This is a genomic window from Streptomyces antioxidans, from assembly GCF_000968685.2.
Taxonomy (GTDB): domain Bacteria; phylum Actinomycetota; class Actinomycetes; order Streptomycetales; family Streptomycetaceae; genus Streptomyces; species Streptomyces antioxidans.
Window position 1 is genome coordinate 204,657 of sequence record NZ_LAKD02000049.1, and the last position, 24,568, is coordinate 229,224.

Here is a 24,568-nt window from a genome sequence, read left to right on the forward strand (position 1 = left end):
AAGAAAAATAGCGGAAGCTCCTTGCCGATGTCGAGACCTGGTGGATGATGAGGCCATGTCGCACTCCTCAGCGCCGCGCAAGACACCCGGCCGACCTGCCCGTATCTCCCGGGAAGACATCATCGGGACGGCCCGCCGGATCGTGACCGAGGAGGGCGCGGACCGGCTGACCATGCGGCGGCTCGCCCAGGAGGTCGGCAGTACGCCGATGGCGCTCTACCACCACGTCCGCGGCAAGGAGGAACTGCTCCTCCTGCTGCTGAACGACTACGCCGAGCGGACGCTGCACCGGCCCGCGCTGCCCGACCAGCCGCGCGAACGGGTCGTCGTCGCCGCTGCCGCGATCCACGATGTGCTGGCGGCCTGTCCCTGGATCGTGGAGGTGCTGACCGCCGATGACCTGATGTCCACCACCGCCCTGTGGTTCGTCGAACAGATCGTGGACAACCTGGTCGAGTGCGGGCTGACGCCCGAGCGGGCCGTGCACGGCTACCGCGCGATCTGGTACTACACCGCCGGGGAGATCCTGGTCCGGGCGACAGCGGCCCGGCGGCGCGCGACGGACGACCAGCCGACCTACCGGGAACGGGTCTTCGCGGATCTCGACCCCGGCGAGCTCCCGCGCCTGGCGCGGCTGTCGGGCCGCTGGGCCGAGCTGACCGCCGAGGACACCTACCGGGACGGGCTCCGCGCCCTGGTGGACGGCCTGTTGGCCAGCTGACCGCCGGGTGCACGGGCCCGCCGGAGGTGGTGTGGCGGGGGCCGCTGTCGGACCCGTGAGCGATGATCCCTCCATGGCGTGTGCGACGGGGGAGACGGGGGAGGGCCGATGACGGACGGTGCCTGGGCGGCGGTGGACGACCAGCGCGTGGTGCCCGCGCTCGGCGGGCTCATCGAGGGCATGGGGATGTGGCGGACCGGGACGCTGGCCTGCATGGACCGTACGGGCCGGTTCCTGACCGGGGCGTGGGATCCGCCCCGCCCCGGGGGCGAGGACGGACCCGGGGGCGAGGACGGACCCGGGATCGCCGGGGAAGGGTCCTGGGTGCGGTTCATCGGGCGGATCGGGGCCGTCGCGCTCCGGGCCGCCGTCGCGTCCACCCGCCCCGAGCGGCGCGAGCGGCAGCTGGCGCTGCTGGAGATGTGGGCGGAGAGCCCGTTCGCCGATCCGGTCGCCCGGCTGCGCACCGGGATCGTGGTCACCGAGCGGTCGGCGGTGCGCGACGGGCGCGGGGCGGCCGTCAGCGTCGGGTGGAGCCGTGAGGGGCGGCGCCGGTTCGTCGAGCTGCGGACGGGGGACGCGGAGCCGCCCAGCCTGGGGGAGATCGAAGAGGTGGGGGAGGTGCCGCGCGGCTGGGGGAGCCCCGAACAGCTGCGGCGGCTGGTGGCGCTGGTCCGCGAGCGGGGCCCGGCCCCGTGGGACCAGGAGGCCGTCGCCCTGCTGCGGGAGCGCACCGGCATGGGGCGCCCCGCCGCGTCCCTCGCGCTCGCCGGGCTCCTTGAGCGGATGTACGTCCCGTTCCTGGACGCCGACGAGCGGGCGACGCTGCGGCTGAAGGCGGCCGAGGCCGAGGACGGCGCGTCCGAACTGGCCCGGCTGACCGCGCCGGAGCGGCTGGACCTGCTCGCGGACGTGCTGCCCGAGGACCCGGCCGGGCTGTGGGAGCCGGACGGGATGCGCGGGGTGGCGGAGCGGCTCGCCGACGCGTGGCAGGCGCGGCGCGGCCAGCGGGCCGTGGTGCCCGAGCGCACCCTCAAGGCGGTCGTGGAGCTGCGGTTGCCGCGCCTCTCGGCGGCCGAGTTCTGCGCGGCGTTCACCAACCCCGCCGCCGAACCCGGGCTCAGCGCGCCCCTCGACACCTGGATCATGAACAGCGAGCACGGCCCGCTGGTCACCGACGCCCGGTGGGACATCATGCGGTTCGAGGACCGTCTGCACTCCCTCGTGCCGCACCTGGCCCTGGTCTACGGCGAGCTCCCCGCCGGTGACCCGGTCCGCGAGGGGCTGCCGGGACTGGTACGGCTGCTCCTCGAGCGGCTGGACCACCCGGGGCTGCTCCTGGGCGCCGGGCGCCCCGCCGGTCCGGAGCGTACGGTCGCCGAGCTCCAGGAGCGGTTCGGGTTCCGGCCGTATGCGGGCCCCGAGCGGCTGGACGTGGCGAGCATCGACGACGGGCTCACCGTCATCACCGACGGCGCGGTGGACCGCAGGGGCCACCGCTCCCCGCCCAGGGTGCACTTCCGCCCCGCGTTCTACGGCGACGACGAGCGCTCCCGGGCCCTCGCGGCCCTCGCCTCCGGCTCCGGCTCCGGCCGGGAGGATCTGCCCTTGGTCGAGTGGGTGCGCGGCCCGGTCTGCGCGCGCATCGTCGAGCGGGTCGAGAGCGGGTCGCTGCCGGCCGGGGCGTACGAGTCCAACCCGGCGGCCTCCGCGCCCGACCTGGTGGCCCGGGTCGCCGACGCGCTCGGCCTCGATGAGGACGCGGCGGCGCTCCACCTCCAGCTGCTGGCCCTGCCCGCGCCGACCGACCGCAACGTCCGCACCTGGAACGGGTGGCGGACCGCCCGGCACCAGAAGGCCGCCGCCACGTTGGTCGAGCGCGGCCTCGTCATCGAGGACAAGCGCCCCCGGGCGGGCCGTCAGCTCTTCCTGCCCGGCGAGTGGATCCACGCCAAGAAGCCGTACCAGCCCATGGAGGCGTGGAAGGCGGAGCTGATCGGGCTGCGCCGTTCCTACAACCGTCGGCTGGAGAATCCGCTCCCGCTGCCCACCCGCACCCTGCCCGAACTGTTCGCCCACGCCTGGTCGCTGGTGGAGAAGGGCGAGGGGCCGGTTTGAACCGCCCCCCAGCGCATCCCCGGGGCGCCTACTTCACCCGCACCTCGCACACCATCCGCCGCCGGTGGTCCACCGTGCGCTCCGGCCCGGTCAGCGTCAGCGGCACGGTGTGCCGCACGTCGGACTCGGCGCTGGAGGAGGCCAGCCGCAGCTCCAGGGCGCCCGGATCCACCACCCGTCTGCCATCGGCGCCCAGCGGATACGAGGCGAGGTCGGCGTGGAAGGCGAAGTGGACCTCGGCGGACTCGCCCGGCCGCAGCGGCACCCGTGCGTAGCCGGTCAGCCGGGACACCGGCCGGGCGGTACGGGCCACCGGATCGTGGAGGTAGAGCTGGACGACCTCCGTCCCGGCCCGGTCACCGGTGTTGCGCACGGTCAGCCGGACCGTGGTCTCCCCGTCGGTCGGCACCTCGGCCGCGTCGGCCTCCGGGCGCTCCCAGGCGAACGAGGTGTAGGACAGCCCATGGCCGAACGGGAACAGCGGGGTCGGGTCGCTCGAGCTGGCGTCGCCGCCCAGCCCGAGCGGCGGCTGGGCATACGTCCAGGGCTGGCCGCCGGGCCCGTACGGGACGCTCACCGGCAGCCGGCCCGAGGGGTTGACGCGCCCGCTGAGCACCCCGGCGACCGCCGGGCCGCCCTCCTCCCCGGGGAAGAACGTCTGCACGGCGGCGGCCAGCAGGCGCGACCAGCGGCCGAGGGCGTACGGCCGCCCGGTGAACAGCACCAGCACCACGGGGGTGCCGGTGGCCACCAGGGCGTCGAGCAACGCCCCCTGCTCACCGGGGAGTTCGAGGTCGGCGGCGTCACAGCCCTCGCCCGAGGTGCCCCGGCCGAACAGGCCCGAGCGGTCGCCCAGCACCGCGACGCACACATCCGCGTCCGCCGCCGTACGCGCCGCCCGCGCCAGTCGGCTCTCGGCGGACCCGGCGGACCCGGTGGATGTGGCCGGGCCGGGCGCGGCGCACCCCTCGGCATGGGTGATCCGTGCACCGGGCAGCTCGGCGCGCAGCGCGGCGAGGAGCGTCGGCACCTCGATGCCCAGGGGCAGTTCGGGGTGGTCCACCCCGACGTGGCGGGGGAAGGTGTAGCAGCCGAGCATGGCGGCCGGGTCGTCGGCGAGCGGGCCGACCACCGCGATCCGGGCGTCCGGCGCGAGCGGCAGCACATCGCCGTCGTCGGCGAGCAGTACCACCGACTCCTCGGCCAGCTCCCGCGCGAGGGCCCGCATCTCCGGTGGGTCGAGATCGACGGGGTCTGCGGAGCCCACGGCCTCCACGGAGCCCACGGCCTCCACGGAGCCCACGGCCCCCACGGAGTCCGCCGCTCCCGCGAGCGCCGACGGCACCGGCGACCAGTCCGCGTCCAGCAGCCCCAGCTCGCACTTCTGCCGCAGCACCCGCAGCGCCGCCCGGTCCACCAGCGCCCCGTCCACCTCCCCGGCCCGTACCGCCTCCCGCAGCGGGGTGCCGAAGCAGCGCACCGCGGGCAGCTCCACGTCCACACCGGCCGCCAGGGCGAGCCCGGCCGCGCCGCCCCGGGTGGCGGCCACCCGGTGGGCCAGCTCCAGGAAGGACACCCCGAAGTAGTCGGCGACGACGGTGCCGGTGAAGCCCCAGGTGTCGCGGAGCAGTTCGGTCAGCAGCCAGGGATTTGCGGCCGAGGGCACACCGTCGAGATCGTTGTAGGAGTGCATGACCGACCGCGCGCCGCCGTCCCGCACCGCGAGCTCGAAGGGCGGCAGGATGACATCGGCGAGTTCCCGTGGCCCGATGGAGACCGGTGCGTGGTTGCGGCCGCCCCGGGAGGCGGCGTAGCCCGCGAAGTGCTTGAGGGTGGCGACGATCCCGGCGGACTCCAGCCCGCGGACGTACGCGGTGCCGATGGTCGCGACGAGGTACGGGTCCTCGCCGATGGACTCCTCGGTACGGCCCCAGCGCGCGTCCCGCACCACGTCCAGCACCGGGGCCAGACCCTGGTGGATACCGGCCGACCGCAGCGAACCGCCGATCAGCTCGGCCGCCCGCCCCACCAGCGCGGGATCGAAGGACGCGCCCCAGGCGAGCGGGGTGGGGAAGACGGTGGCGCGCCAGGCGAAGAAGCCGGTCAGACACTCCTCGTGGGCCAGCGCCGGGATTCCGAAGCGGTTCCCGGCGGCGATCCGGGCCTGGAGGCGGGCCAGCGCGGCGGCGGCCTCGGCCGGTTCGACGGGGGAGGTGCCGAAGGGGCGGGTCAGTTGGCCGATGCCGTATGGGAGGAGGCCGTCGAGGTCCACGGCCTCGGACACCTCGTGCTGGAGCGGGGCGACGTCCCCACCCTCCTCGGCCTCGGATCCCGGCCATACGCCGACGAGTTGGGCCAGCTTCTCCTCCAGCGTCATCGAGGAGAGCAGGGCCGCCGCGCGGTCCTCGGCGGAGAGGGAGGTGTCCTGCCAGGGCTGAGGCATGAAGCTCCTTGTCGGGGGGAGGACGGCGGGGGCGGGAGAACGGCCGGGCGGGCCACCGGTGGGGCCTATTTGCCGCCCACGCCCATCAGCCCACTGATCAGCTGACGGCGGGCGAAGAGATAGACCAGGAAGATCGGGACGATGGAGAGCACCACGGCGGTGAGCAGCGCCGGGGTGTCCACCCGGAACTCGCCCACGTAGTCGTACAGCCCCAGGGTCAGCAGCCGGTTGCCCTTGGACTGGGTGAGCAGCAGCGGGAAGAGGAAGCCGTTCCAGGCGTGCAGGGCCGACATCACCCCGACCGTGGAGATTGCGGACCGCGACAGCGGCACCACGAGCTGGAGCAGCACCCGGGTCGGGCTCGCCCCGTCCAGTGCCATCGACTCGTACAGCTCCTCGTCGATGTCGCGCATCGTGCCGACCAGGACCAGCACGCTGACCGGGAGGGAGAACGCGGCCGTCGGCAGGATCACCGCGAGCAGGGTGTCGTACAGCTGGAGCTTGGTGATGACCAGATAGACCGGGATCACCACCGCCTGGGAGGGGATCGCGAGACCCAGCAGGAAGATCTGGAAGATCCGGCGGGAGGCGCGGCCCCGGGCGCGGACGACGGTGTAGCCGACGGTCACCGACAGCGTGATCACGATCGCCGCGCACACGGCCGTGACCAGCGCGGTGTTGAGGAGGTAGGAGAGGAAGTCGGAGCGCAGCACCCGCCGGTAGTTGGTGAGCGTCGGATGGTCGGGCAGGGCCAGCGGGCCGTCGTCGATATAGCCGTCGCGGGTCTGGAAGGTGGTGGCCACCAGGACGTACAGCGGCAGTCCGACGATGCCGAGCCAGATCAGGGCGCCGAGCCCGGCCGGGTAGTTGGCGCGGGGCAGACCCCGGCGGCTGAGGCGGGGGCGAGGGGCCGCCGGGGTCTTCTTCGGCGTACGGACGCCGTTCGGGGGGTGGTTCTTGCGGTCGTGCAGGACCTCGGTCACATCCCCTCCCGGGTGCTGCGCATCGCGGCGAAGCCGGTGAGCCGCACCAGCAGCAGCGAGACGGTGGTGGCGACGAAGACGAGGATGGTGGCGACCGCACTGGCGTAGCCGAGGTCGAACGCCTGGAAGCCGTTCTTGTACATCAGGTACGGCACGATCGTGGTGTCCGTGCCGGGACCGCCCTTGGTGAGGATCAGCACGGTGTCGAAGAAGGTCAGCGCGCCCACCACCATGATCACCGAGGAGGTGACGACGGTGTTGCGCAGCTGGGGCAGGGTGATCGAGAAGAACTGCCGTACGGTCCCGGCGCCGTCGATCGCGGCCGCGTCGTAGAGCGAGCGCGGGATGGCGCGGGCACCGCCCTGGTAGATCAGCGTGTGCAGCGGGATGAACTGCCAGGCGGTGACGAAGAGGATCGCCCCGAAGGCGCCGTTGGAGCTGCCGAGCAGATCGCCGTCCGCGAAGCCCAGGGCGGGCCCGATGTCGGCGACCAGACCGAAGTTGGGGTCGAGCAGCGACTTCCAGACCAGCGCGAGCGCCACGGAGGAGCCGAGCAGCGGCAGGAAGAAGACGGCCGACAGCACGGCACGGTTGCGCTGCCGCCCGGCGGCCCACACGCCCAGCAGCAGGGCGAGCGGGGTCTGGAACACCCAGGTCAGCACGGTCAGCACCAGGCTGAGCCGGATGGCCTGATGGGTCTCCGGGTCGTCCCAGAGCCGGGACCAGTTGCTCATCCCGGTCCAGCTCGGGGTGCCGATGCCGTCCCAGTCGGTGAAGGCGAGGGCGCCGACCAGGAGCATCGGCGCCACGGCGAAGAAGACGAAGAACAGCGCGCCGGGCAGGGCCCAGACGACGCCGGGCCGCCCGACCCCGGCCCGTCCGACGCTTCGGCGGGGCTGGCGCGCCGGGCGCCGCGCGCGGGTCGGCGCGGCGTCCGCCATCACATGCCCTTCAGGGCGTCGACGAACCCGGCCGGGCTGAGCTGCCCGTTGAACAGCTTCTGCACGGCGGTCTGCAGCGGCGGGGTGTACGTGGCGGGCAGCGCCTGGTCCCAGGAGAGCGTGAAGTCGGGGGCCCGCTTGACCAGGTCGTACTGGAACCGCGCGTAGTCGGGGTTCTCGTGCTCGGCGAGCAGGGCGGCGGCGTCGGAGGTGGTGGGGACGTCCCCGTTGGCGATGAGGTCCTTGGAGTAGTCCTGCCCCGCCGCGAACTTCACGAACTCGATGGCGGTCTTCCGCTCGTCGCCCTTCAGCTTGGCGTTGACCGACCAGTAGTTGGTCGGGTTGCCGACGACGCTCCTGGGGTCACCGCTGCCGCCCGGCACCGCGGGGAAGGTGGTCCAGCCCAGCCCCGACTTGGCGAACGCGGGCTGGTTGGCCTTCTGGTTGGCGTACTCCCAGCTGCCCATCAGATGCATGGCCGCCTTGCCCTTGGCGAAGAGCGTCGAGGCTCCGTCGGCGGTGTAGTTGACCGACTTGTAGTTCTTGCCGAACGCGCCCCGGCCGACCAGGTCCCTGACCGTCTGCGCGGCCTTGAGCACCGCCGGGTCGTCCCACGCCGCCATGCCCCGGCTCTGGACCTTCCGGAACACCCCGGCCCCGCCGTAGCGGTCCACCAGGTACTCCACCCACATCAGCTCGGTCCAGGCATCGGTGCCGGCCAGCGCGAACGGCGTGACGCCCGCGCCCTTGAACGTGTCGATGAGCCCCAGCAGGTCGTCCCAGGACTCAGGGGGGCTGGCCCCGGCGTCTTCGAAGACCTCCTTGTTGTAGAAGAGGATCACCGGCTGCATTCCGCGCATGGGGATCCCGTAGTGCTTCCCGTCGATCGCGCCCGCGTCGAGGATCGTGGGGATGAACGCCTTCTTCAGCTCCGGGTCCTTGGCGATCGCCGGGTCCAGGTCCAGCAGCATGTCCTTCCTCACGAAGTCGCTGATGCTGCCGCCGCCCCAGTTGAAGAAGACGTCCGGGGCGTTGGGGGTGCCCATGGAGGTGCGCATCTTGTCCGAGTAGCCCTCACCGGGCACCTCGGTGAGCTTCGCCTTGATGTCGGAGGTCTTGTTGAACCGCTTGATGACCTCGCGCTGCACCTTGGTCGAGGCGTCCTGGTAGACCCAGACATCGAGGGAGCCGTCGTCCGAACCCCCGGGGCCGCCGCTTCCGCAGCCGGTGAGCGCGGTTGCGAACAGCAGCACGGCTGCTGTGAGGGTGGACGCGCGGAGGGTGGACCTTGACCGAGGTATGCGCATCGTCTTCCTTCCGGAAGTAGCCCGATAATTCTCGGAAGTGGTTGCGTGGAAGGTAGGGGGGCGCTGATGCGGTGTCAAGGTCTCCGGCAGTGAGCTGGCTTCTGTTCCCCCACCCCGCCCCTTCCCGAACCGGGGGCCTCCCCGGCCCCCAACGCGGGGGCTCCGCCCCGGACCCCCGTCCTCAATCGCCGGACGGGCTGGATTTTCCAGCCCGTCCGGCGATTGAGGACACGCCCGAAGGGCGTCCGGGGCCGGGGGCGGAGCCCCCGTTTCGGGAAGGGGCGGAGTGGGGGATCAACCCTCGGCGCGCGGCACGCGGTGGGACCAGCCCCGGCGAGCTGGGCCTGGGGTCAGCCCCCGGAGGGTTGGGTGGTGCTGGCGCGGGTGACCAGTTGGGTGGCCAGCTCGACCCTCGGGGACTCGATCTCCTCGCCCCGCGCCTGCCGCAACACCGTACGGGCGGCCAGCTTCCCCATGTCCGCGAGCGGTTGGCGCACCGTCGTCAGGGGCGGCGCCGACCAGCGGACCTCGGGGAGGTCGTCGAAGCCGACGATGCTCACGTCCTCCGGAACCCGCAGCCCCCGCCGCCGCAGCGCCTCGATCGCCCCCAGCGCCATCTGGTCGCTGGACGCGAAGATGGCGGTCGGCGGGGTGGGTCCGGACATCAACTGGTCGCAGCCGTGGAAACCGGACTCGTGGTAGAAGTCGCCCTGCGCCACCAGCGCCGGGTCGAACGGCACCCCCGCCGCCTCCAGCGCCGCGCGGTGGCCGTCCAGCCGGGCGCGGCTGCACAGCAGCCGCGCCGGACCGGCGATCAGCCCGATCCGGCGGTGGCCGAGGCCCAGCAGGTGTTCGGTGGCGGCCATGCCGCCCGCCCAGTTGGTGGCCCCCACGGTGGGCGCGTCCAGCGCCGGGGAACCGGCCGGGTCGACCACCACGATCGGCACGTTCAGCCGCCGCAGCTCCTCGTGGACCACCGGCTCCAGTACGGACGTCACCAGGATCACCCCGTCCGAGGCGCGGGCCCGCAGGTTCTTCAGCCACTGCCGAGCCGAGCCCGCGCGGCCGTGGATCGCCGAGACCACCGTGCCCACCCCGTCCCGGTGCGCGACGTCCTCCACGCCCCGGATGATCTCCACCGCCCAGGGGCTGTCCAGGTCGTTGAAGACCAGGTCCACCAGCGCGGCGCGGTGGCCGGGCGCGCTCTGGCGGCGGCGGTAGCCGTGGAGCCGCAGCAGGTCCTCGACCCGGGCCCGGGTCTCGGGCGAGACGTCCGAACGGCCGTTGACCACCCGGGAGACCGTGGGCACCGACACCCCGGCCTCCTGGGCGATGGCCGTGATCGTCACCTTGGGCCGAGTGCCGTCCTCGGTGCCCCTGCTCTCCGTAGCCATGACCGCCTCCTCCGTTGACGGGAGCCACCCCCGCCCCGCACTTCCCGGGGGCGCACCCTCGGAACCTTGCAGAAGTCTTCCGGAAAACCGGATCGGGCGTGAAGTACGCGGCCATTTCAGCACGGGAACGGCGACGGGCCCCAGCGTGGGGCGCCGGACTCAGGCGACCCGGGCCGTCACCTCGTCCGGGACCGCCCGCGTGCGGGTCGCATACGCCTGGACGGCGACCCCCTCGTCGTCCAGGCACCGCCCCGTCACCAGGTCGAAGCGCTGCTTCAGCAGCGGGGAGGCGACGAACGGGCGCCCGCCCGCCGAGCCCAGCAGCCCCCGGGAGAGGACATACGCGCCGGTGAACGGGTCGCGGTTGGCGATCGCGTACGTGCGCCCCGCGCGGTCCAGGAAGACCGCCACCTGGGCGCCGTCCGGCAGCAGGGCGGCCACCCCGCGCCCGGGGGTGAGGTCGGTCAGCCCGCAGACGGTGAACCACCGCTGGTCGATCAGGAGTTCCACACGGACCGCGGTCCGCTCGGGTGGTGTCCCGGGTGCCGTGGTCATCGGCTGGCGGTCCCTTCGAGGGTACGGACGGGGAGGGCCGGGCCCGCCAGGACCGTCAGGTCCGGCTTGACCTGGTCGCGCTCGGGCACGAACCTCACCGTCGGGTCGGGCGCGCCCGGCGCGTTGACGAAGGAGACGAAGCGCCGCAGCCGCTCCGGATCGCCCAGGGTCTCGGCCCACTCGTCGCGGTAACCGGCCACATGGTCGGCCATCATCGCCTCCAGCTCGGCGCACAGCCCGAGCGAGTCCTCGACCACCACCTCGCGGACGTGGTCAAGGCCGCCCTCGATCCGCTCCAGCCAGGCCGAGGTGCGCTCCAGACGGTCCGCGGTGCGGATGTAGAACATCAGGAACCGGTCGATGAGCCGGATCAGCCGTTCGTCGTCCAGGTCCTGGGCGAGCGGATCGGCGTGGCGCGGATCCGCCCCGCCGTTGCCGCCCACGTAGAGGTTCCAGCCGTTGGACGTGGCGATCACGCCGAAGTCCTTGCCGCGCGCCTCGGCGCATTCGCGGGCACAGCCGGAGACGGCCGACTTCAGCTTGTGCGGTGCGCGCAGCCCCCGGTAGCGCAGCTCCAGGTCGATGGCCATCCGGACCGAGTCCTGCACCCCGTAGCGGCACCAGGTCTGGCCCACGCACGACTTCACGGTGCGCAGCGCCTTGCCGTACGCGTGGCCCGACTCGAAACCGGCGTCCACCAGCCGCGTCCAGATCTGCGGGAGCTGGTCCACCCGGGCGCCGAAGAGGTCGATCCGCTGACCGCCGGTGATCTTCGTATAGAGCCCGAAGTCGCGGGCCACCTCGCCGATCACGATCAGCTTCTCCGGGGTGATCTCCCCGCCGGGGATCCGGGGCACGATCGAATACGACCCGTTGCGCTGGAGGTTGGCCAGGAAGTGGTCGTTGGTGTCCTGGAGGGCCGCCTGCTCGCCGTCCAGCACATAGCCGCTCGCGCCGAGGGTCGGGGCCAGCGAGGCGAGGATCGAGGCCACGGCGGGCTTGCATACCTCACAGCCGTCGCCCTCCCGGGCCTCCGCCCGGCCGTGGCCGTCCAGTAGCCGGGCGTAGGTGGTGATGCGCAGGGTGCGGACGATCTCGTACAGCTCGGCGCGGGTGTACGCGAAGCAGCCGCACAGCCCCTTGTCCACGCTGATCCCGCCCGCCTCCAGCTCGTCGTTGACGAGCGAGGTGAGCGCCTTGACGCAACTGCCGCAGCCGGTGCCCGCCCCGGTGCACTTCTTCACCTCGGGGACGGTGGTGCGGTGGTGGTCGGTGACGGCCGAGCGGATCGCGCCCTTGGTGACGTTGTGGCAGTTGCACACCACCGCCTCGTCCGGGAGTGAGGACGGGCCGAGGGCGGCGGGCGCGCCCGGTCCCGCCGGGAGGACGAGCTGTTCCGGGCTGATGGGCGGCACCGCGCCGGTGAGGGGGCGCAGCGTGCCGTACGCCTCGGCGTCGCCGACCAGCACCCCGCCGAGGAGGGCGCCGTCGGCGCCCACCACGAGCTTCTTGTAGACGCCGGTGCGGGAGTCGGAGTAGACGACGTCCAGGCAGCCGTCGGTGGTGCCGTGGGCGTCGCCGAAGCTGGCCACGTCGACGCCGAGGAGCTTGAGCTTGGTGGAGGTGTCGGCGCCTTTGAAGCCCGCACCGCTGGAACCCGGGGGGCTGGAGCCCTCGCCGACCTGCGTATCGGCGATCTCGCGGGCCGCCACCTCGGCCATCTCATAGCCGGGCGCGACCAGCCCGTACACCCGGCCGTCGGCGGCCAGCGCGCACTCGCCGATCGCGTACACCGCGGGATCGCTGGTGCGGCACGCCTCGTCCACCGCGATGCCGCCGCGCTCGCCGACGTCCAGGCCGCAGTCCCTGGCCAGTTGATCGCGGGGGCGCACGCCCGCCGAGAAGACGACGAGGTCGGTGTCGATGGACGAGCCGTCGGACAGCGCCATGGCGGTGACGGCGCCGTCGCCGTCCGCCGTGATCTCCTTACCTGCGACACCGGTGTGCACGATCAGGCCCATGCCCTCGACCGTGCGGCGCAGCGCGGCGCCACCGCCCTCGTCCACCTGGAGGGCCATCAGGCGCGGGTTGAACTCCACGATGTGGGTGGTGAGTCCGAGCCCCTTGAGCGCACCGGCGGCCTCGAGGCCGAGCAGCCCACCGCCGACGACGGTGCCGGACCCGCGGTCCTTCGCGTACGCCTCGATCGCGAGCAGATCGTCGATGGTCCGGTAGACGAAACAGCCGTCGCTGTCCCTGCCGGGCACGGGCGGGACGAACGGGTACGAGCCGGTGGCCAGCACGAGCGTGTCATAGCCGACGGTCAGCCCGGACCGGCTGGTCACGGTGCGGGCCCCGCGGTCGATGGCCCGGGCCGGGTCGCCCAGGCGCAGTTCGATGCCGTGCCGCGCCATGAAGCCCTCCTCGACGAGGGAGAGCCCGTCCGGGCTGCGTCCGGAGAAGTACGAGGTCAGCTGGACGCGGTCATAGGCGGGGCGGGGTTCCTCGCAGAACACGACGACACGGGCGGTCTCGGTGACCTTCCGTTCGGCCAGCGCTTCGAGGAACCGCTGGCCGACCATGCCGTGGCCGACGAGCACGATGGTGGGGGCCGCGGCACGGGCGTTCCGCGGGATGCCGAGGTGAGCGTCAGCCGGATGAGCGTGCGGGTTGTACGACTCCATGCCGGGAAGCCTGCGGGGCGGCTGTTACCCGGCCGCATCCCCGCCGTTTCCCGTGGGCAACGCTGCCCTCAGCGCGCCGGGTCAGCCGCTGTGAGGCGTCCCCAGCCGGACGGGCAGCCGTCGCGGGCTGTTGCCGACGAAGCTGGGGTGGGGGACCAGCTCCTCGTCGGGGACCGCCAGGTCCAGCGCGGGGAAGCGGGTGAAAAGGGCCTCGAGGGCGATCACGGCCTCCATGCGGGCCAGCGGGGCGCCCAGGCAGAAGTGGGCGCCGTGGCCGAAGGACAGATGACGTGCGCCGCGGGTGACGTCGAAGCGGTCGGCGTCCGGGCCGTACGCCCGCTCGTCGCGCCCGGCGGCGGTGTACGAGACGAGCACGGGCGCGCCCCGCGGGATGACCGCGTCCCCGACCGGGAGGTCCCTCGTGGCGTAGCGGAACGGGAAGAAGGACACCGGGCTGTCGTACCGCAGCGTCTCCTCGACCACATCGCCCCAGCTCGCGGCCCCGGAGCGGACCAGATCCAGCTGATCGCGGTGGTTGCACAGCGCCCGCACCGCGTTGGTGATCAGGTTGAGCGTGGTCTCGTGCCCGGCGATGATCGTCAGCATCAGCGTGCCGATCAGCTCCTCCTCGCTGAGCCGGTCGCCGTCCTCCGCGCGGGCCGCGATCAGCGCGCTGGTCAGATCGTCCCCGGGGTCCCGCAGCCGGGCCGCCGCCACCTGGCCGAGGACCGCCACCATCTCGCGGTTGGCGGCCGGGACCCGCTCGGGCGCGGTCTGGGTGGAGACGATCTCGTTGGACAGCTCGTGCAGCCGGTCCTGGTAGCGGTCGTCCACGCCCAGCAGCTGGCAGATCACGCCCATCGGCAGCGGCAGCGCGAAGTGGCGGCGGAGATCGGCCACCCCGTCCGGATCGGCCGCGGCGGCCCCGCCCAGCCGCTCCAGCAGGGTGCCGGTCAGCGTGTGGGCCTCCGGGCGCAGCGCCTCCACCCGGCGCGGGGTGAACGCCCGGGTCACCAGGGACCGCAGCCGCCTGTGGTCCTCGCCATCCGCGGTGATCATGCCGCGTACGGTGGCGAAGGTCCGCATCGGCCAGCCGGGCGGCAGCTCGTCGTTCCGCAGCGCGGCGAAGTGGCGGGCGTTCTTGGCCACGTCGGGGTGGCTGACGAAGTCCCTCAGCTCCTCGTGCCGGGTGATGGCGTACGCCGGTACGTCACCGGGCAGCAGGACCGGGACCGCGGCCCCGCGGGCGCGCAGCTCTGCGTTCACCGCGTGCTGGCGCGCCCCGGTGGGGTCCAGGCGGTGCGGGGCGGCGGGGTCGGCGTGCGCCACGGGGCATCGGCCGTCGGTCATCTGCTGTCTCCTGCGGGGGAGTTGGGGGGAGTCGGGGGCTCGGGGCCGGTCAGCCGGGGCCCGCGGCCCGGGCCGCACCCGACGCCGAGCCCGATGCCGAAGCCGAAGTTGAGCCCGAAGCCGAACCCGATGCCGAAGCCGAGCCCGACGCCGGGGCATCGGCGGCCAGTTGTGGCGCGGAGAACCGCACCGGCAGCTTGGCCAGGCCCTTGGACCACGGCGAGGTGATCCACGGAAGCTGCTCCTCCGGCACCGCGATCTCCATGTCCGGCAGCCGGTGGCGCAGGGTGTCCACGGCGGTACGGGTGATCAGCCGGGCCGGATCCCGCGCCGGGCAGCCGTGCGGACCCGCCCCGAACGCGAGGTACGAGCGGTTGCCGACCACCGGGCGGCCGTCCTCGGGCAGCACCTCAGGGTCCGCGTTGGCGCCCGCGAGGCCCAGGATGAGCATGTCCCCGGCGCGGATGTCCTGGCCGCCGAAGCGCAGATCGCGGGTGGCGTAGCGGCCGGGGAAGTTCTGGGTGGGCGGCTGGCGCCACAGCACCAGGTCCAGGGCGTCGTCCACGGTGAGATGGCCGCGGGCCAGCGAGGAGCGGAACGCGGGGTCGGTGAGCAGGATCTGGAGCGTGGAGACGATCCAGTTCACGGTGGTGTTGTTGCCCGCGACGATGATCACCACGAAGTTGTGCAGCACCTCCTCGTCGCTGAGTCCGACGGGGTGCTCCAGCAGCCAGGACGTCAAGTCCGCGTCCGGCCGCCGCTTCTTCTCGGCGATCAGCCGCAGCAGGATCTGGCCCATCCGCTTGTTGGCGCCGGTGGCGGCCACGGTCGGGGCGACGATCGTGGTGAGCGCCTCGACCAGCAGGGCGCCGTTCTCCTCGTCCAGGCCCAGCAGTTCGGTGACGACCCGCAGCGGCAGTATCCGCGCGTAGCTCTCGACCAGATCCGCCGCGTGCTGGTCCGCGAACCCGGCGACCAGCCGCTCCGCGGTGGCCCGCACCCTGCGGATCAGCTCATGGCCGTTGACCCGCCCCAGCGCGTCGGCCACCGCCGAGCGCATCCGGCGGTGCGCCGCGCCGTCGGCGAACAGCAGCGCCGGGCGCCAGCCCACGAGCGGCATCAGCGGTGAGTCCGCGGCCACCCGGCCCTCGCGCAGCGGGGTCCAGCGGCGCGGGTCATGGGAGAAGTACTGCTCGTCGCGGGTGAGGTGGAGCAGCTCACGGTGGCCGATGACCAGCCACGCCTCGACCCGGGGCGCGATCTCCACCGGGACCACCGGACCGTGGTCGCGCCGCATCCGCTCGTACAGCTCGGTCAGCGGCCCGTCCAGCGCGGTGCCGTGCAGCGGCACCCGGGAGGCGGCCCGGGCGGTCATGACGCCTCCGTGAGCGTCTCGATCAGATGCGAGACGAGCGAGATCAGCGCTTGGACCGAGGACTTGTGCTCCCGGGCGTCACAGATGACCAGCGGGGTGTGGGGGAGCAGATCGAGCGCGGAGCGCAGATCGTCCTCGTTGTGCGGCTTGCTGTCCGGGAAGGCGTTGACGGCGACGGAGAACGGTACGTCCAGGTCCTCCAGATGCCCGATCGCGTCGAAGGAGGCCTCCAGATCGCGGGTGTCCACCAGCGCCAGCGCGCCCAGCGCACCGCGCGCCAGGTCCTTCCAGGCGGGCAGGAACCGCTGCTGACCGGGGGTGCCGAAGAGGTACAGCACCAGCTCGCCGCCCAGGGTGATCCGCCCGAAGTCCAGCGCGACGGTGGTCGTGGTCTTCGACGGCCGGACCTTGGTGTCCAGCCGGGCCCCGGCCTGGCTCATCGTCGCCTCGGTGGACAGCGGCTTGATCTCCGACACCGTGCCGATCAGCGTGGTCTTGCCGACGCCCATCGGGCCGACCACCAGGATCTTGGCCGCCCCGGCCACGCTGGACTCCACGTACATGACGGGGCTGTCGTCCATGTCATCCATGTCGTCCGTATCGCCCGTCTCGTCCGTCTCGCCTGTCTCGTTGGTGTGGTCTGTGCGGGTCGTGCGGTCCGCGTGGCCCCGGTGGGCCGGGTGGCCCGGGTGGGCCGGGTGGCCGGTCCTGATTGTGCCGTCCGTACCGGCCGTCGAGATCTCAGAGCTTGTTCTCAAGCCCATCGAGCACCTTCCTCAGGAAGTCCAAATCGGCACGTTTTCGCTTGACCACCCGGATCGGCGGACGCGCCACGATGTGCCCCCAGTCGATGAGATCCGTGAGCAGCACCCGCACCACGGCCGGTGGCTGGCCGAGATGGGCGGCGACCTCCGCCACCGACAGCAGCCCCTGGCAGAAGTCGGCGATCCGCCGGTACTCGGGCTGGAGATGCGGCGGCAGCGCGCTCCCGGACACCACGACAAGCGTTTCCAGTGACAGAGCATCCCGTGAGGAACCGGCGCGCCCCCGTGTGATCACATAGGGGCGCACCGCGGCCGTGGTGCGTTCCTCGCCGGGTCGGCTCATGACGCCGGGCGGCCCATCGACTTCCGCGGCTGGCTGCTCAGATGGGCACCGATCTTCGCGACCAGTAACTGCATCTGCTGCGCCACCAGGCCGACATCGGTTTCCGTGTCGGTGGCCACCCCCAGCGAGGCGCCCTGGCCCGCCGAGGTGAACAGCACGAACCCGCTGTCGGACTCGATCATCAGCTGCCGGACCCCGGCCTCGTCGCCGAACAGCAGCGACACCGTGGACTGGCTGGTGACCGTGAGCGCGGCACAGGCCGCGGCCAGCGACTCGGCCTCGTCCACCCCGAGCCGGGACACCTCGCCGGTCAGTCCCTCGGCGGAGTCATGGCCCATCCGCAGACCGTCCTCCGAGACGACGACGGCATGGCGCACCCCGGGGATCCCGGTCAGCGGGCGCAGCATCCATCCAACGTCGGGCAATCTGGATATGGTTCCGGCCACTACCGGCCTCCCTCTCGGTCTTCTCGATCCGGACTCGATGCGTCCTCGGGCGGTACGGCCTCCGCCGCTGCTTCTCCCTCCGCTTCCGCTTCGGCTTCCGTCTTCGCTTCCACGCGCCCGCGGCGGGTGCCGGAGACGACGCTGGTGATGGAGGCGCGGGCGGCGTCGGGTGTCCAGGGGGCCGCCGCGTCGGCTATGTCATCGGCCATGTCAGGAGAGGAGGCCGGGGAGGCCCGGGCGGTTCCGGAGGCCGGGCGGCGGCGGTTGCGGCGCCGGGGCAGCCCGGTGTCCAGCGGCGCGGGGGCATCGGGCGCGCCGGGGGCGTCGGGGACGCCGGGAACATCGTCCACGGACGCGTCGTTCAGCAGGCCGCCCCCGGCCGGGCCCGCGGCGGCCGGGCCGAGCCCCGCGCCGCCCGCGTCCTGGTTCACCGTGCCGACGACCACCGGCTCCACGACCACCGGCTTGCGGTCCGCCGCCCCTACGGCGCTCGGCTGCTCGGTCAGCAGCCGGTGCGGTACGAAGACCACCACCCGCGTGCCGCCGTACGCGGACGCCGTGGACAGCTCGACGCCGAAGCCCAGCTCCCGCGACCAGCGCCCCACACAGGCGAGCCCCAGCCGGGGCACCGCGCCGAGCTGGGCCAGGTCAAGACCGTCCCGCAGCTGGTCGACGGCCTTCTCCAGGACGTCGGGCGGCATCCCGAGCCCCGCGTCGTCGATCTCGATGACCGCGCCCGCGGCGACCTCGCGGACGGCGACCGCGACTTGGGTGCGGGAGGGGGAGAAGACGGTGGCGTTCTCCAGGAGTTCGGCCACCGCGTGCATCAGGCCCTCCACGGCGGGGGCCACCGCGTAGAGGTTCTGGCCGCCGTGGACGTCCACCCGGCCGAACTCCACGATGCGCGACTGCGCGCCCCGCACACAGTCGAAGAGCGACACCGGCCGGGTCTCCCGACGCGCGGGCCAGATCCCGCACATCACCAGCAGCGTCTGTGCCTTACGGGTCATCTGGGCGGCGGCGTGGTCCGCCTTCATGACCTCGCCCATCAGCCCGGCGTCCTCGACATGCTGCTCCAGGCCGTCGAGTACCTGCTGCTGCACCATCGACATGGCGTGCATATTGCGGGCCACGGACTCGAACGACGCCTGGACGGAGTCCCGGAGGATCCGCTCCCTGCGCGCCGCCTCGTCCAGCTCGGTCTGTACGGCGGCCAGCCGGGCGACCTCCTCGCCGCGCTCGGCCGCGAGCGCCCGCTCCTCGGCCGCTTTGGCTCGTTCCCGCCCGGAAACGGCTCGTTCTCGCTCGGTCGCCCTACGCGCCCCCGCGAGCGCGCGGCGAAGTCTGACCACCCAGGTGAGGCACAGCGATAACACCAGTACCAGCACCGCGGACGCGGCCAGCACGACGGCCCCCGTCCCCGACAGCACCTTCGACACCTCCATCTGGGACACGGCCAAGAAAGGGCAGATACTACTGACCAACTGATCAGTCTGGTCCGGTAGTTGCCAAACTCTCACGACCGGGAAGCCGCGTCCGCACCGGGGTCGGGGTCCGGCTACGCCGCCCGCGGCAGGCGCAACAGCAGGCGAGCACCGCCCCGCGGGCTGGTGAGCACCGTAAGGGTGCCACCGTGGGCGTGAGCGATGTCATTGGCGATGGCGAGGCCGAGACCGGTGCCGCCGTCCTGGCGGGCCCGGGCGTCATCCAGCCGGGTGAACCGCTCGAAAACGCGCTCGCGGTCGCCTTCGGGGATGCCGGGGCCGTCGTCGTCCACGGCCAGTTCGACCGTGCCGCCACGGACCGCCACGGTGATGGAGACGGCCGTACGGGTGTGGCGGCGGGCGTTGTCGGCGAGGTTGGTGAGCAGCCGGGACAGCTGCACCCGGCTGCCGGTCACGACGGCGGGCGGGTCCTGGGCCCGGGTCTTGGTGAGGTGGTCCCCGGACTTTGGGGACTGGCTCGGGGCCGTCGTGGACTGGTCCCCGGCCGTCGTGGGCTGGTCCATCGTCAGGGCACCCGGGTGGCGCCGCACCTCCTCGGCCGCCAGCGCGCCGAGGTCCACCGCGGCCTTGGGCGGCGCCTCCTGCGCGTCGAGCCGGGCGAGCAGCAGCAGATCGGAGGCGACGGTCTGGAGCCGGTCGGTGTCCCGCAGCGCCTTGTGCACGGCGGCGGGCCAGTCGGTGCGCGAGGGGCGGGTCAGGGCCAGCTCGAGCTGGGCGCGTACGGCCGCGATGGGGCTGCGCAGCTCGTGCGAGGCGTCGGCCACGAACTGCCGCTGCCGGGTCATGGCCCGGTGCAGCCGGTCCAGCGTGGCGTTCATGGTCCTGGCCAGCCGGTGGATCTCGTCCCGCGCCCGGGGCACCGGCACCCGCCGGTGCAGATCGCGCTCGGTGATCTCGGTGAACTCCTGCCGCATCGCGGCGACCGGGCGCAGCGCGCGCCCCACCAGCAGCCAGGTGAGCCCCGCCACGAACAGCACCAGCCCGGCGGCGGCGGGTGCGGCCTGGCGCAGCAGCAGCCCGGTGGCGCTGTTGACGGAGGTGGTCGAGGGGCTCACCGACACGCTGTACGGCTGCCCGGCCTCGATGGCCTCGACGGGTTCGGCTGGTTCTGCGGGGAGATCAGAGAGCCCGGTCGGCCCCTGCGAGGTGGCGTCCGTCGGGGTCGTGTGGGTGGTGACCGTACGGCCGGAGGCGTCCTTGATCGTCACTGCGCCGGGGGCGATGATGTACGCCCGCTGTGGCATGGCCCGGGTCTTCCCCAGCTGGCCCTTGATCGCCACCGCGGCGTTCCTGGCGTCCAGGTCGGCGCTGTCACGGAGGTTGTGCTGGAGGGCGAGCACCAGGGCCAGCATGCACAGCGCGATCGCGAAGGCCACGGTCCCGGCGGCGGCCAGCACGGCCTTGGCGCGCACGCTCAGCCCGGAGGTCAGGCGCGGGCGGTGGGCCCGGACGCCCTCCGACTCCGGCTGCGGGTGCGCGATGCGTTCGGCGTCCGCCATGTGCTCGGCGTCCGCGACGCGTTCGGCGTCCGCGACGCGTTCTGAGCCCACCGTCTCACCCTCCGTCGCGGGCCAGCAGATAGCCCGCGCCCCGTATCGTGCGGATCGACCGCCGTCCGTACGGCACGTCGATCTTCCGGCGCAGACTGCGGATGTAGACCTCGACGAGATTGGCCCCGCCGTCGTACGCGGCGTCCCACACGCTCTGCACGATCTCGGACTTGGAGACCACCTGCCCGGCGCGCCGTGCGAGGTACTCCAGCACGGCGAACTCCTTGGCGGTGAGCGTGACGTCGTCCGTTCCGCGGGCGCAGGCCAGCGCCGCGGGCTCCAGCCGCAGATCGCCCAGTTCCAGCACGTCGGGCCGGTCCAGCCCGCCGCGCCGCACCAGGGCGCGCACCCGCGCGATCAGGACGACGAAGGAGAACGGCTTGGTCAGATAGTCGTCCGCGCCCACATCGAGCCCATCGGCCTCGTCGTACTCGCCGTCCTTGGCGGTGAGCATCAGGATGGGCGTCCAGTCGCCCTCTTCGCGCAGCCGTGAGCACAGTTGATAGCCGGAGCACCCGGGGAGCATCACATCCAGCACGATCGCGGCGTACTCGCCGGACCGGGCGAGCGCCAGGCCGCTCAGCCCGTCCGCCGCCGTCTCGATGGTGAAACCCTCCTGCTCCAGGCCCTCGGTGAGGAGTTCGCGTAGCCGGGCGTCATCTTCCACCACCAGTATGCGCACGCGGTAAGGATGGCACGGGCGAGCTGAGGCCCCGCTGAAACCGGTACCGGCTTCAGCGGGGCCTCAGGTGGTTCAGCGGGGACTCAGCATCGGTGCGCCACGGTGAGTGCGCCGACGGATCAAGGGATCCGCGGCAGCCAGTGCAACCCCCTGAGTTGAAGGAGAGCTGTGCCCATGTCTCGTTCCCTGTTCCGTGCCCCGGCCGCGAAGCGGCGCGGTGTCGTGCTCGCCGTGGCGGCTGGCGCCCTGGCGCTGGGGGCCACGGCCCCCGCCTCGGCCTCCGCCTCCCAGTCCTCCTCGGCGTCGGCCTCCGCCACCAAGGGGAAGACCTCCCACGGCCCGGCCTTCTGCGTGATCCGGGACGAGGACGGCAGCGCCAGGCCGACCGAGCCGGGCAAGCCGACCGAGCCCGGCAAGGTGGTTGAGCGTGCCACGTCGGTCAAGCTGACCGAGGCGGGCAAGGCCACCGGTGAGAAGGCCACCGCGGCGTCGAAGGACCGCTCCCGCGGGCACGCCGAAACCTGTGTCGTCATTCCCGCCTTCCCGACCCATCCCGGGAAGACCTGCAAGGTCGTGGTGATCGAGCGTGGCTCCGCGAAGCCGGGGAAGCCCGCCACGCCCGCGAAGCCGGGCAAGCCCGGGAAGCCCATGCCCACCAAGCCGGGCAAGCCCGGTAAGCCGGGCAAGATCTGCGTGATCGTCCTGCCCAAGGACGGGCACGGGGCCACCAAGCCGTCCGCGGGCGCGAAGACCACGGCGGCCACGGAGGCCGAGGCGGCTCGCGCGGCCCGCTCCTGATCCGCCGGCCGACCACGTGGGGGGTCGGCCGTCAAGAGGCCCGGCGCGCGCGGTGCGCCGGGCCTTCCCGCGCGCCGTTCGCGATCGTGTCGGCCTCCGGGTGCGATCGTGTCAGCCCCCGGGAAGGGAACAGCGCCCGGGAGGGAAGCGTACGGCGAGGAAAGGCGTTCACACGGCATGTCGATCATTCACAAGACCACGATGAGACCGACCAAGTTGGAGCTCCTCACCCCGTGGCTGCCCGAGCAACCGTGGTACGCCAGCGCGGGCGGCCCGCCGGAGCTGTCCAGGGTCGGGGGCTTCCGGCTCGACGACCCGGAGGGCGAGGTGGGGATCGAGTTCATGGTGGTCCGTGACGACGCCGGTGACCGGCCCGCCTGGTACCACGTACCGATGACCTACCGCGCGGCACCGCTCGACGGAGCCGAGCAGGCCCTCATCGGCACGACCGAGCACGGGGTGCTGGGAAAGCGCTGGATCTACGACGGGCCGCATGACCCGGTGCTGGTGGCCCAGTTGCTCGCGCTCCTTCAGGGCCGCGCCGAACCGCAGGCGCAGAGCACGTCCCACACCCCCGACCCCTCCGTCACCGCCGAGGTGACCGGAGCCGGGCTCGACGTACCGGCCGGGGCCGCGGGGGCTCCGGCCGTCGCGAACGGTCCCGACGGCACCCGTCTGCTGCTGGGTGACGGGGGTCCCGCCCTCCAGGTGGCGCGCGTTCTGCGCCCGGAGTCCGGCGCGGAGCCCGCCGGGTCGCGGGGCCATGTCAGCGCGGGCTGGCGGCTGCCGGAGGGCGGCGAGGCGCGTGGCCGGTACGTCGTTGTGTACGACGGCGACAGCGACATGGTGTCCAGGTAAGGCGCGAAAGCTCAAATCATGCTCTGAATCAGCACTCATCGGGGTTCGTCACCGTTCAGAAAGACAAAACTGGCGGTAGTTGAGCAGTCCGGATGGACGGGGGCATTCCGATGTGTGCCATGACCAGACGCCCCGCTCCGGTGGGGCCACCGGCGCTGGACCTCTATGACATCGCCTATCTGGTGGGCGGGCGGCGGTGGGTGATCCAGACCCTCCTGATAGCGCTTCAGGAGCGGGATGTGATCACCCTCCGGCGCTCGCGGATCCGCGCCACGGTGGGGCAGGGGGCCGAGCACCCGGTCGAGCGCGCGCTCGTCGCACTGTGCCCGCGCTCGAAGCCGGTGGCCCAGGTGGTCCCCGCGCTGCTCGGCGGACCCGAGCTGGCGGAGGTCCGGCGCCGACTCGCCGACGGCGGTCTGCTCACCCGTCTCCGGGGCCGCCCCACCCGGACGGGAAGGCGCCGCGTGGAAGCGGCCGTGCGGGAGGGGACGCTCCCCCCGTACGTCTTCCACGGCCCCGTCGTCGTCCCGGAACCGGCCCGGCGCAGGGCCGTCAGCGACGCGATACCGATCCCGAACGGCGACCCGGCCTACTGGGACCGGAACCTCCTCATCGCCTACGACCCCGAGTATCTGGACCAGGAGCCCTTCTACGAAGCGCACGGCTGGGCCGACGACCATGGCGGCGGCCACGGCGCCCATGGCAGCCATGGCGGTCACGGGAGCCATGGCAGCCATGGCGACCATGGCGGTCACGGGGGCGACTACGGCGGCGGCCACCACTCCTGCGGTGGCGGTGGCGGCGGAGGCGGCGACTAGGGACTAGGGCTGCGAACCGGAGACCTTCTAGGCCCGGCCGTCGGCGGCGACCGGGCCCGTCGTCAAGCGGTGGCCGTGTCCTCGTAAGGGGCGGGGCAGCCATGCGTGGCGGTCACGGCCGTCAGCAGCACCACCGAGTCCTCCAGCGCCCGCAACCCGTGCCGTTCGTGCGGCAACTCCTGCAGCTGGCCCGCGATGAGATCGAGCGGGTCCACGCCGCCGGTCAGCCGCACATGCCCGTACAGCACCTGGAGACTGGCCGCCGGGGGAGCGTTGTGCTCGTCGAGCTCACAGCCGGAGACCATGGCGATCACGCTCTGCCGCAGCGGACCGTCATGCAGGAACAGATGTGCGCTGCGCCCGTGCGGATCGGCCTTGGCCTGGTCCAGATGGTGGCGTGCGAGCGTGGTGAGGTCATCCATGAGTGCCCCTCGATCGGTCCGGTCTGATCGTCGGCGGGTTCCCTCAATCCTCACCGGCTAGCGTGGTGGGCGCCAGTTCGCAGCCGCGCCGTGCAGTCGCCCCATGGAGAGAGGTACCGCAGCAGTGGCCGACTACCTGACCGTCCTGACCACCACCGACACCCCCGAGAAGGCCGAGGCACTGGCCCGCGGGGCGATCGAGGCCCGGCTGGCGGCCTGTGCGCAGATCAGCCAGCCCGTGACATCCGTGTACCGGTGGGAGGGGGAGGTCGAGACGGCGGCCGAGTGGCAGGTGCTGTTCAAGACCACCGCCGCGCGCTACGACGAGCTGGAGGCACACATCCGCGAGGCGCACGACTACGAGACCCCCGAGATCATCGCGACGCCCATCGTGAACGGCAACGAGGACTACCTGGCGTGGGTGGTCGCGGAGACGACGATCGGCTGACGGCTGACGGCTGACGGCTGACGGCTGACGGCGGGCGGTGACCGACGACCGAGGGCCCGGCGA

At 72.7% G+C, this 24,568-nt stretch carries 22 protein-coding genes; 6 read left to right on the forward strand and 16 right to left on the reverse strand.

The window, feature by feature from the left end; translation table 11 throughout:
• Positions 1–55 precede the first annotated feature (55 nt).
• Together VT50_RS20315 and VT50_RS20320 are read left to right on the forward strand one after the other, a co-directional pair.
• Positions 56–721 (forward strand): TetR/AcrR family transcriptional regulator, encoded by a 666-nt coding sequence (locus VT50_RS20315; protein WP_046089307.1) that lies wholly within the window; start codon positions 56–58, stop codon positions 719–721.
• Positions 722–829: 108 nt separating this feature from the next.
• Positions 830–2,839 (forward strand): hypothetical protein, encoded by a 2,010-nt coding sequence (locus VT50_RS20320; RefSeq protein WP_046089308.1) that lies wholly within the window; start codon positions 830–832, stop codon positions 2,837–2,839.
• Positions 2,840–2,867: 28 nt separating this feature from the next.
• Here the strand turns inward: VT50_RS20320 and VT50_RS20325 are convergent, their stop codons facing one another.
• The 15 genes from VT50_RS20325 to VT50_RS20395 form a co-directional block, all read right to left on the reverse strand.
• The gene (locus VT50_RS20325; RefSeq protein ID WP_046089309.1) at positions 2,868–5,282 is read right to left on the reverse strand and encodes a beta-xylosidase/alpha-l-arabinosidase; all 2,415 of its coding nucleotides are present in this window, start codon (positions 5,280–5,282) and stop codon (positions 2,868–2,870) included.
• A gap of 65 nt (positions 5,283–5,347) precedes the next feature.
• Entirely contained in the window at positions 5,348–6,265 is a 918-nt protein-coding gene (locus VT50_RS20330) for a carbohydrate ABC transporter permease (RefSeq protein WP_078840925.1), read from the reverse strand.
• A complete protein-coding gene (locus VT50_RS20335; RefSeq protein WP_046089310.1) occupies positions 6,262–7,206 on the reverse strand; it encodes a carbohydrate ABC transporter permease in 945 nt (314 codons plus the stop codon). The genes VT50_RS20330 and VT50_RS20335 overlap by 4 nt, the downstream gene beginning before the upstream one ends.
• A complete protein-coding gene (locus VT50_RS20340) occupies positions 7,206–8,513 on the reverse strand; it encodes an extracellular solute-binding protein (RefSeq protein WP_046089311.1) in 1,308 nt (435 codons plus the stop codon). Before VT50_RS20340 ends, VT50_RS20335 begins: the two co-directional genes overlap by 1 nt.
• 350 nt (positions 8,514–8,863) lie before the next feature.
• A complete protein-coding gene (locus VT50_RS20345) occupies positions 8,864–9,907 on the reverse strand; it encodes a LacI family DNA-binding transcriptional regulator (RefSeq protein ID WP_046089312.1) in 1,044 nt (347 codons plus the stop codon).
• 159 nt (positions 9,908–10,066) lie between these two features.
• Positions 10,067–10,462 carry a nitrite reductase small subunit NirD gene (nirD, locus tag VT50_RS20350; protein WP_046089313.1) on the reverse strand — a complete coding sequence of 132 codons (396 nt, stop codon included), beginning with the start codon at positions 10,460–10,462 and terminating at the stop codon, positions 10,067–10,069.
• Complete coding sequence (nirB, locus tag VT50_RS20355) at positions 10,459–13,044, reverse strand: nitrite reductase large subunit NirB (RefSeq protein ID WP_240529236.1); 2,586 nt, start codon at positions 13,042–13,044, stop codon at positions 10,459–10,461. The genes nirD and nirB overlap by 4 nt, the downstream gene beginning before the upstream one ends.
• Positions 13,045–13,227: 183 nt before the next feature.
• Positions 13,228–14,496, reverse strand: coding sequence for a cytochrome P450 family protein (locus VT50_RS20360; protein WP_046089315.1), 1,269 nt, complete (start codon positions 14,494–14,496; stop codon positions 13,228–13,230).
• Positions 14,497–14,545: 49 nt separating this feature from the next.
• Positions 14,546–15,871 carry a cytochrome P450 gene (locus VT50_RS20365; protein ID WP_046089316.1) on the reverse strand — a complete coding sequence of 442 codons (1,326 nt, stop codon included), beginning with the start codon at positions 15,869–15,871 and terminating at the stop codon, positions 14,546–14,548.
• Positions 15,868–16,629: a GTP-binding protein gene (locus tag VT50_RS20370; RefSeq protein ID WP_240529229.1), complete on the reverse strand. Its 762-nt coding sequence runs from the start codon at positions 16,627–16,629 to the stop codon at positions 15,868–15,870. Before VT50_RS20370 ends, VT50_RS20365 begins: the two co-directional genes overlap by 4 nt.
• Positions 16,613–16,978 carry a DUF742 domain-containing protein gene (locus tag VT50_RS20375; protein WP_046089317.1) on the reverse strand — a complete coding sequence of 122 codons (366 nt, stop codon included), beginning with the start codon at positions 16,976–16,978 and terminating at the stop codon, positions 16,613–16,615. The genes VT50_RS20370 and VT50_RS20375 overlap by 17 nt, the downstream gene beginning before the upstream one ends.
• The gene (locus tag VT50_RS20380) at positions 16,975–17,424 is read right to left on the reverse strand and encodes a roadblock/LC7 domain-containing protein (RefSeq protein ID WP_046089318.1); all 450 of its coding nucleotides are present in this window, start codon (positions 17,422–17,424) and stop codon (positions 16,975–16,977) included. The genes VT50_RS20375 and VT50_RS20380 overlap by 4 nt, the downstream gene beginning before the upstream one ends.
• On the reverse strand, positions 17,424–18,869 hold the full coding sequence (locus VT50_RS20385) for an ATP-binding protein (protein WP_240529237.1): 1,446 nt from the start codon (positions 18,867–18,869) through the stop codon (positions 17,424–17,426). The genes VT50_RS20380 and VT50_RS20385 overlap by 1 nt, the downstream gene beginning before the upstream one ends.
• Positions 18,870–18,982: 113 nt before the next feature.
• Positions 18,983–20,479 (reverse strand): sensor histidine kinase, encoded by a 1,497-nt coding sequence (locus VT50_RS20390; RefSeq protein ID WP_240529230.1) that lies wholly within the window; start codon positions 20,477–20,479, stop codon positions 18,983–18,985.
• 4 nt (positions 20,480–20,483) lie between these two features.
• Positions 20,484–21,161 carry a response regulator transcription factor gene (locus tag VT50_RS20395; protein ID WP_046089319.1) on the reverse strand — a complete coding sequence of 226 codons (678 nt, stop codon included), beginning with the start codon at positions 21,159–21,161 and terminating at the stop codon, positions 20,484–20,486.
• 174 nt (positions 21,162–21,335) lie between these two features.
• On the opposite strand from VT50_RS20395, the gene VT50_RS20400 reads away from it, so the two are divergent.
• The 3 genes from VT50_RS20400 to VT50_RS20410 all read left to right on the forward strand — a co-directional run bounded on the left by VT50_RS20400 (position 21,336) and on the right by VT50_RS20410 (position 23,635).
• A complete protein-coding gene (locus VT50_RS20400; protein ID WP_046089320.1) occupies positions 21,336–21,959 on the forward strand; it encodes a hypothetical protein in 624 nt (207 codons plus the stop codon).
• A gap of 177 nt (positions 21,960–22,136) precedes the next feature.
• Entirely contained in the window at positions 22,137–22,817 is a 681-nt protein-coding gene (locus VT50_RS20405; protein WP_046089321.1) for a maltokinase N-terminal cap-like domain-containing protein, read from the forward strand.
• 119 nt (positions 22,818–22,936) lie between these two features.
• A complete protein-coding gene (locus VT50_RS20410) occupies positions 22,937–23,635 on the forward strand; it encodes a TIGR04222 domain-containing membrane protein (protein ID WP_158083216.1) in 699 nt (232 codons plus the stop codon).
• Between the two features lie 62 nt (positions 23,636–23,697).
• Here the strand turns inward: VT50_RS20410 and VT50_RS20415 are convergent, their stop codons facing one another.
• Positions 23,698–24,057, reverse strand: coding sequence for a cupin domain-containing protein (locus VT50_RS20415; RefSeq protein WP_046089322.1), 360 nt, complete (start codon positions 24,055–24,057; stop codon positions 23,698–23,700).
• Between the two features lie 103 nt (positions 24,058–24,160).
• On the opposite strand from VT50_RS20415, the gene cutA reads away from it, so the two are divergent.
• Positions 24,161–24,505: a divalent-cation tolerance protein CutA gene (gene cutA, locus VT50_RS20420; RefSeq protein ID WP_206269440.1), complete on the forward strand. Its 345-nt coding sequence runs from the start codon at positions 24,161–24,163 to the stop codon at positions 24,503–24,505.
• Positions 24,506–24,568 lie beyond the last annotated feature (63 nt).

What these genes read in the sequence shown, in the direction of transcription:
- VT50_RS20315 (WP_046089307.1), top strand. Translation starts at nt 56, where the DNA reads ATGTCGCACTCCTCAGCGCCGCGCAAGACACCCGGCCGACCTGCCCGT.
- VT50_RS20320 (WP_046089308.1), top strand. Translation starts at nt 830, where the DNA reads ATGACGGACGGTGCCTGGGCGGCGGTGGACGACCAGCGCGTGGTGCCC.
- VT50_RS20325 (WP_046089309.1), bottom strand. Translation starts at nt 5,282, where the DNA reads ATGCCTCAGCCCTGGCAGGACACCTCCCTCTCCGCCGAGGACCGCGCG.
- VT50_RS20335 (WP_046089310.1), bottom strand. Translation starts at nt 7,206, where the DNA reads ATGGCGGACGCCGCGCCGACCCGCGCGCGGCGCCCGGCGCGCCAGCCC.
- VT50_RS20340 (WP_046089311.1), bottom strand. Translation starts at nt 8,513, where the DNA reads ATGCGCATACCTCGGTCAAGGTCCACCCTCCGCGCGTCCACCCTCACA.
- VT50_RS20345 (WP_046089312.1), bottom strand. Translation starts at nt 9,907, where the DNA reads ATGGCTACGGAGAGCAGGGGCACCGAGGACGGCACTCGGCCCAAGGTG.
- nirD (WP_046089313.1), bottom strand. Translation starts at nt 10,462, where the DNA reads ATGACCACGGCACCCGGGACACCACCCGAGCGGACCGCGGTCCGTGTG.
- nirB (WP_240529236.1), bottom strand. Translation starts at nt 13,044, where the DNA reads ATGGTCGGCCAGCGGTTCCTCGAAGCGCTGGCCGAACGGAAGGTCACC.
- VT50_RS20360 (WP_046089315.1), bottom strand. Translation starts at nt 14,496, where the DNA reads ATGACCGACGGCCGATGCCCCGTGGCGCACGCCGACCCCGCCGCCCCG.
- VT50_RS20365 (WP_046089316.1), bottom strand. Translation starts at nt 15,871, where the DNA reads ATGACCGCCCGGGCCGCCTCCCGGGTGCCGCTGCACGGCACCGCGCTG.
- VT50_RS20375 (WP_046089317.1), bottom strand. Translation starts at nt 16,978, where the DNA reads ATGAGCCGACCCGGCGAGGAACGCACCACGGCCGCGGTGCGCCCCTAT.
- VT50_RS20385 (WP_240529237.1), bottom strand. Translation starts at nt 18,869, where the DNA reads ATGGAGGTGTCGAAGGTGCTGTCGGGGACGGGGGCCGTCGTGCTGGCC.
- VT50_RS20400 (WP_046089320.1), top strand. Translation starts at nt 21,336, where the DNA reads ATGTCTCGTTCCCTGTTCCGTGCCCCGGCCGCGAAGCGGCGCGGTGTC.
- VT50_RS20405 (WP_046089321.1), top strand. Translation starts at nt 22,137, where the DNA reads ATGTCGATCATTCACAAGACCACGATGAGACCGACCAAGTTGGAGCTC.
- VT50_RS20410 (WP_158083216.1), top strand. Translation starts at nt 22,937, where the DNA reads ATGACCAGACGCCCCGCTCCGGTGGGGCCACCGGCGCTGGACCTCTAT.
- VT50_RS20415 (WP_046089322.1), bottom strand. Translation starts at nt 24,057, where the DNA reads ATGGATGACCTCACCACGCTCGCACGCCACCATCTGGACCAGGCCAAG.
- cutA (WP_206269440.1), top strand. Translation starts at nt 24,161, where the DNA reads ATGGAGAGAGGTACCGCAGCAGTGGCCGACTACCTGACCGTCCTGACC.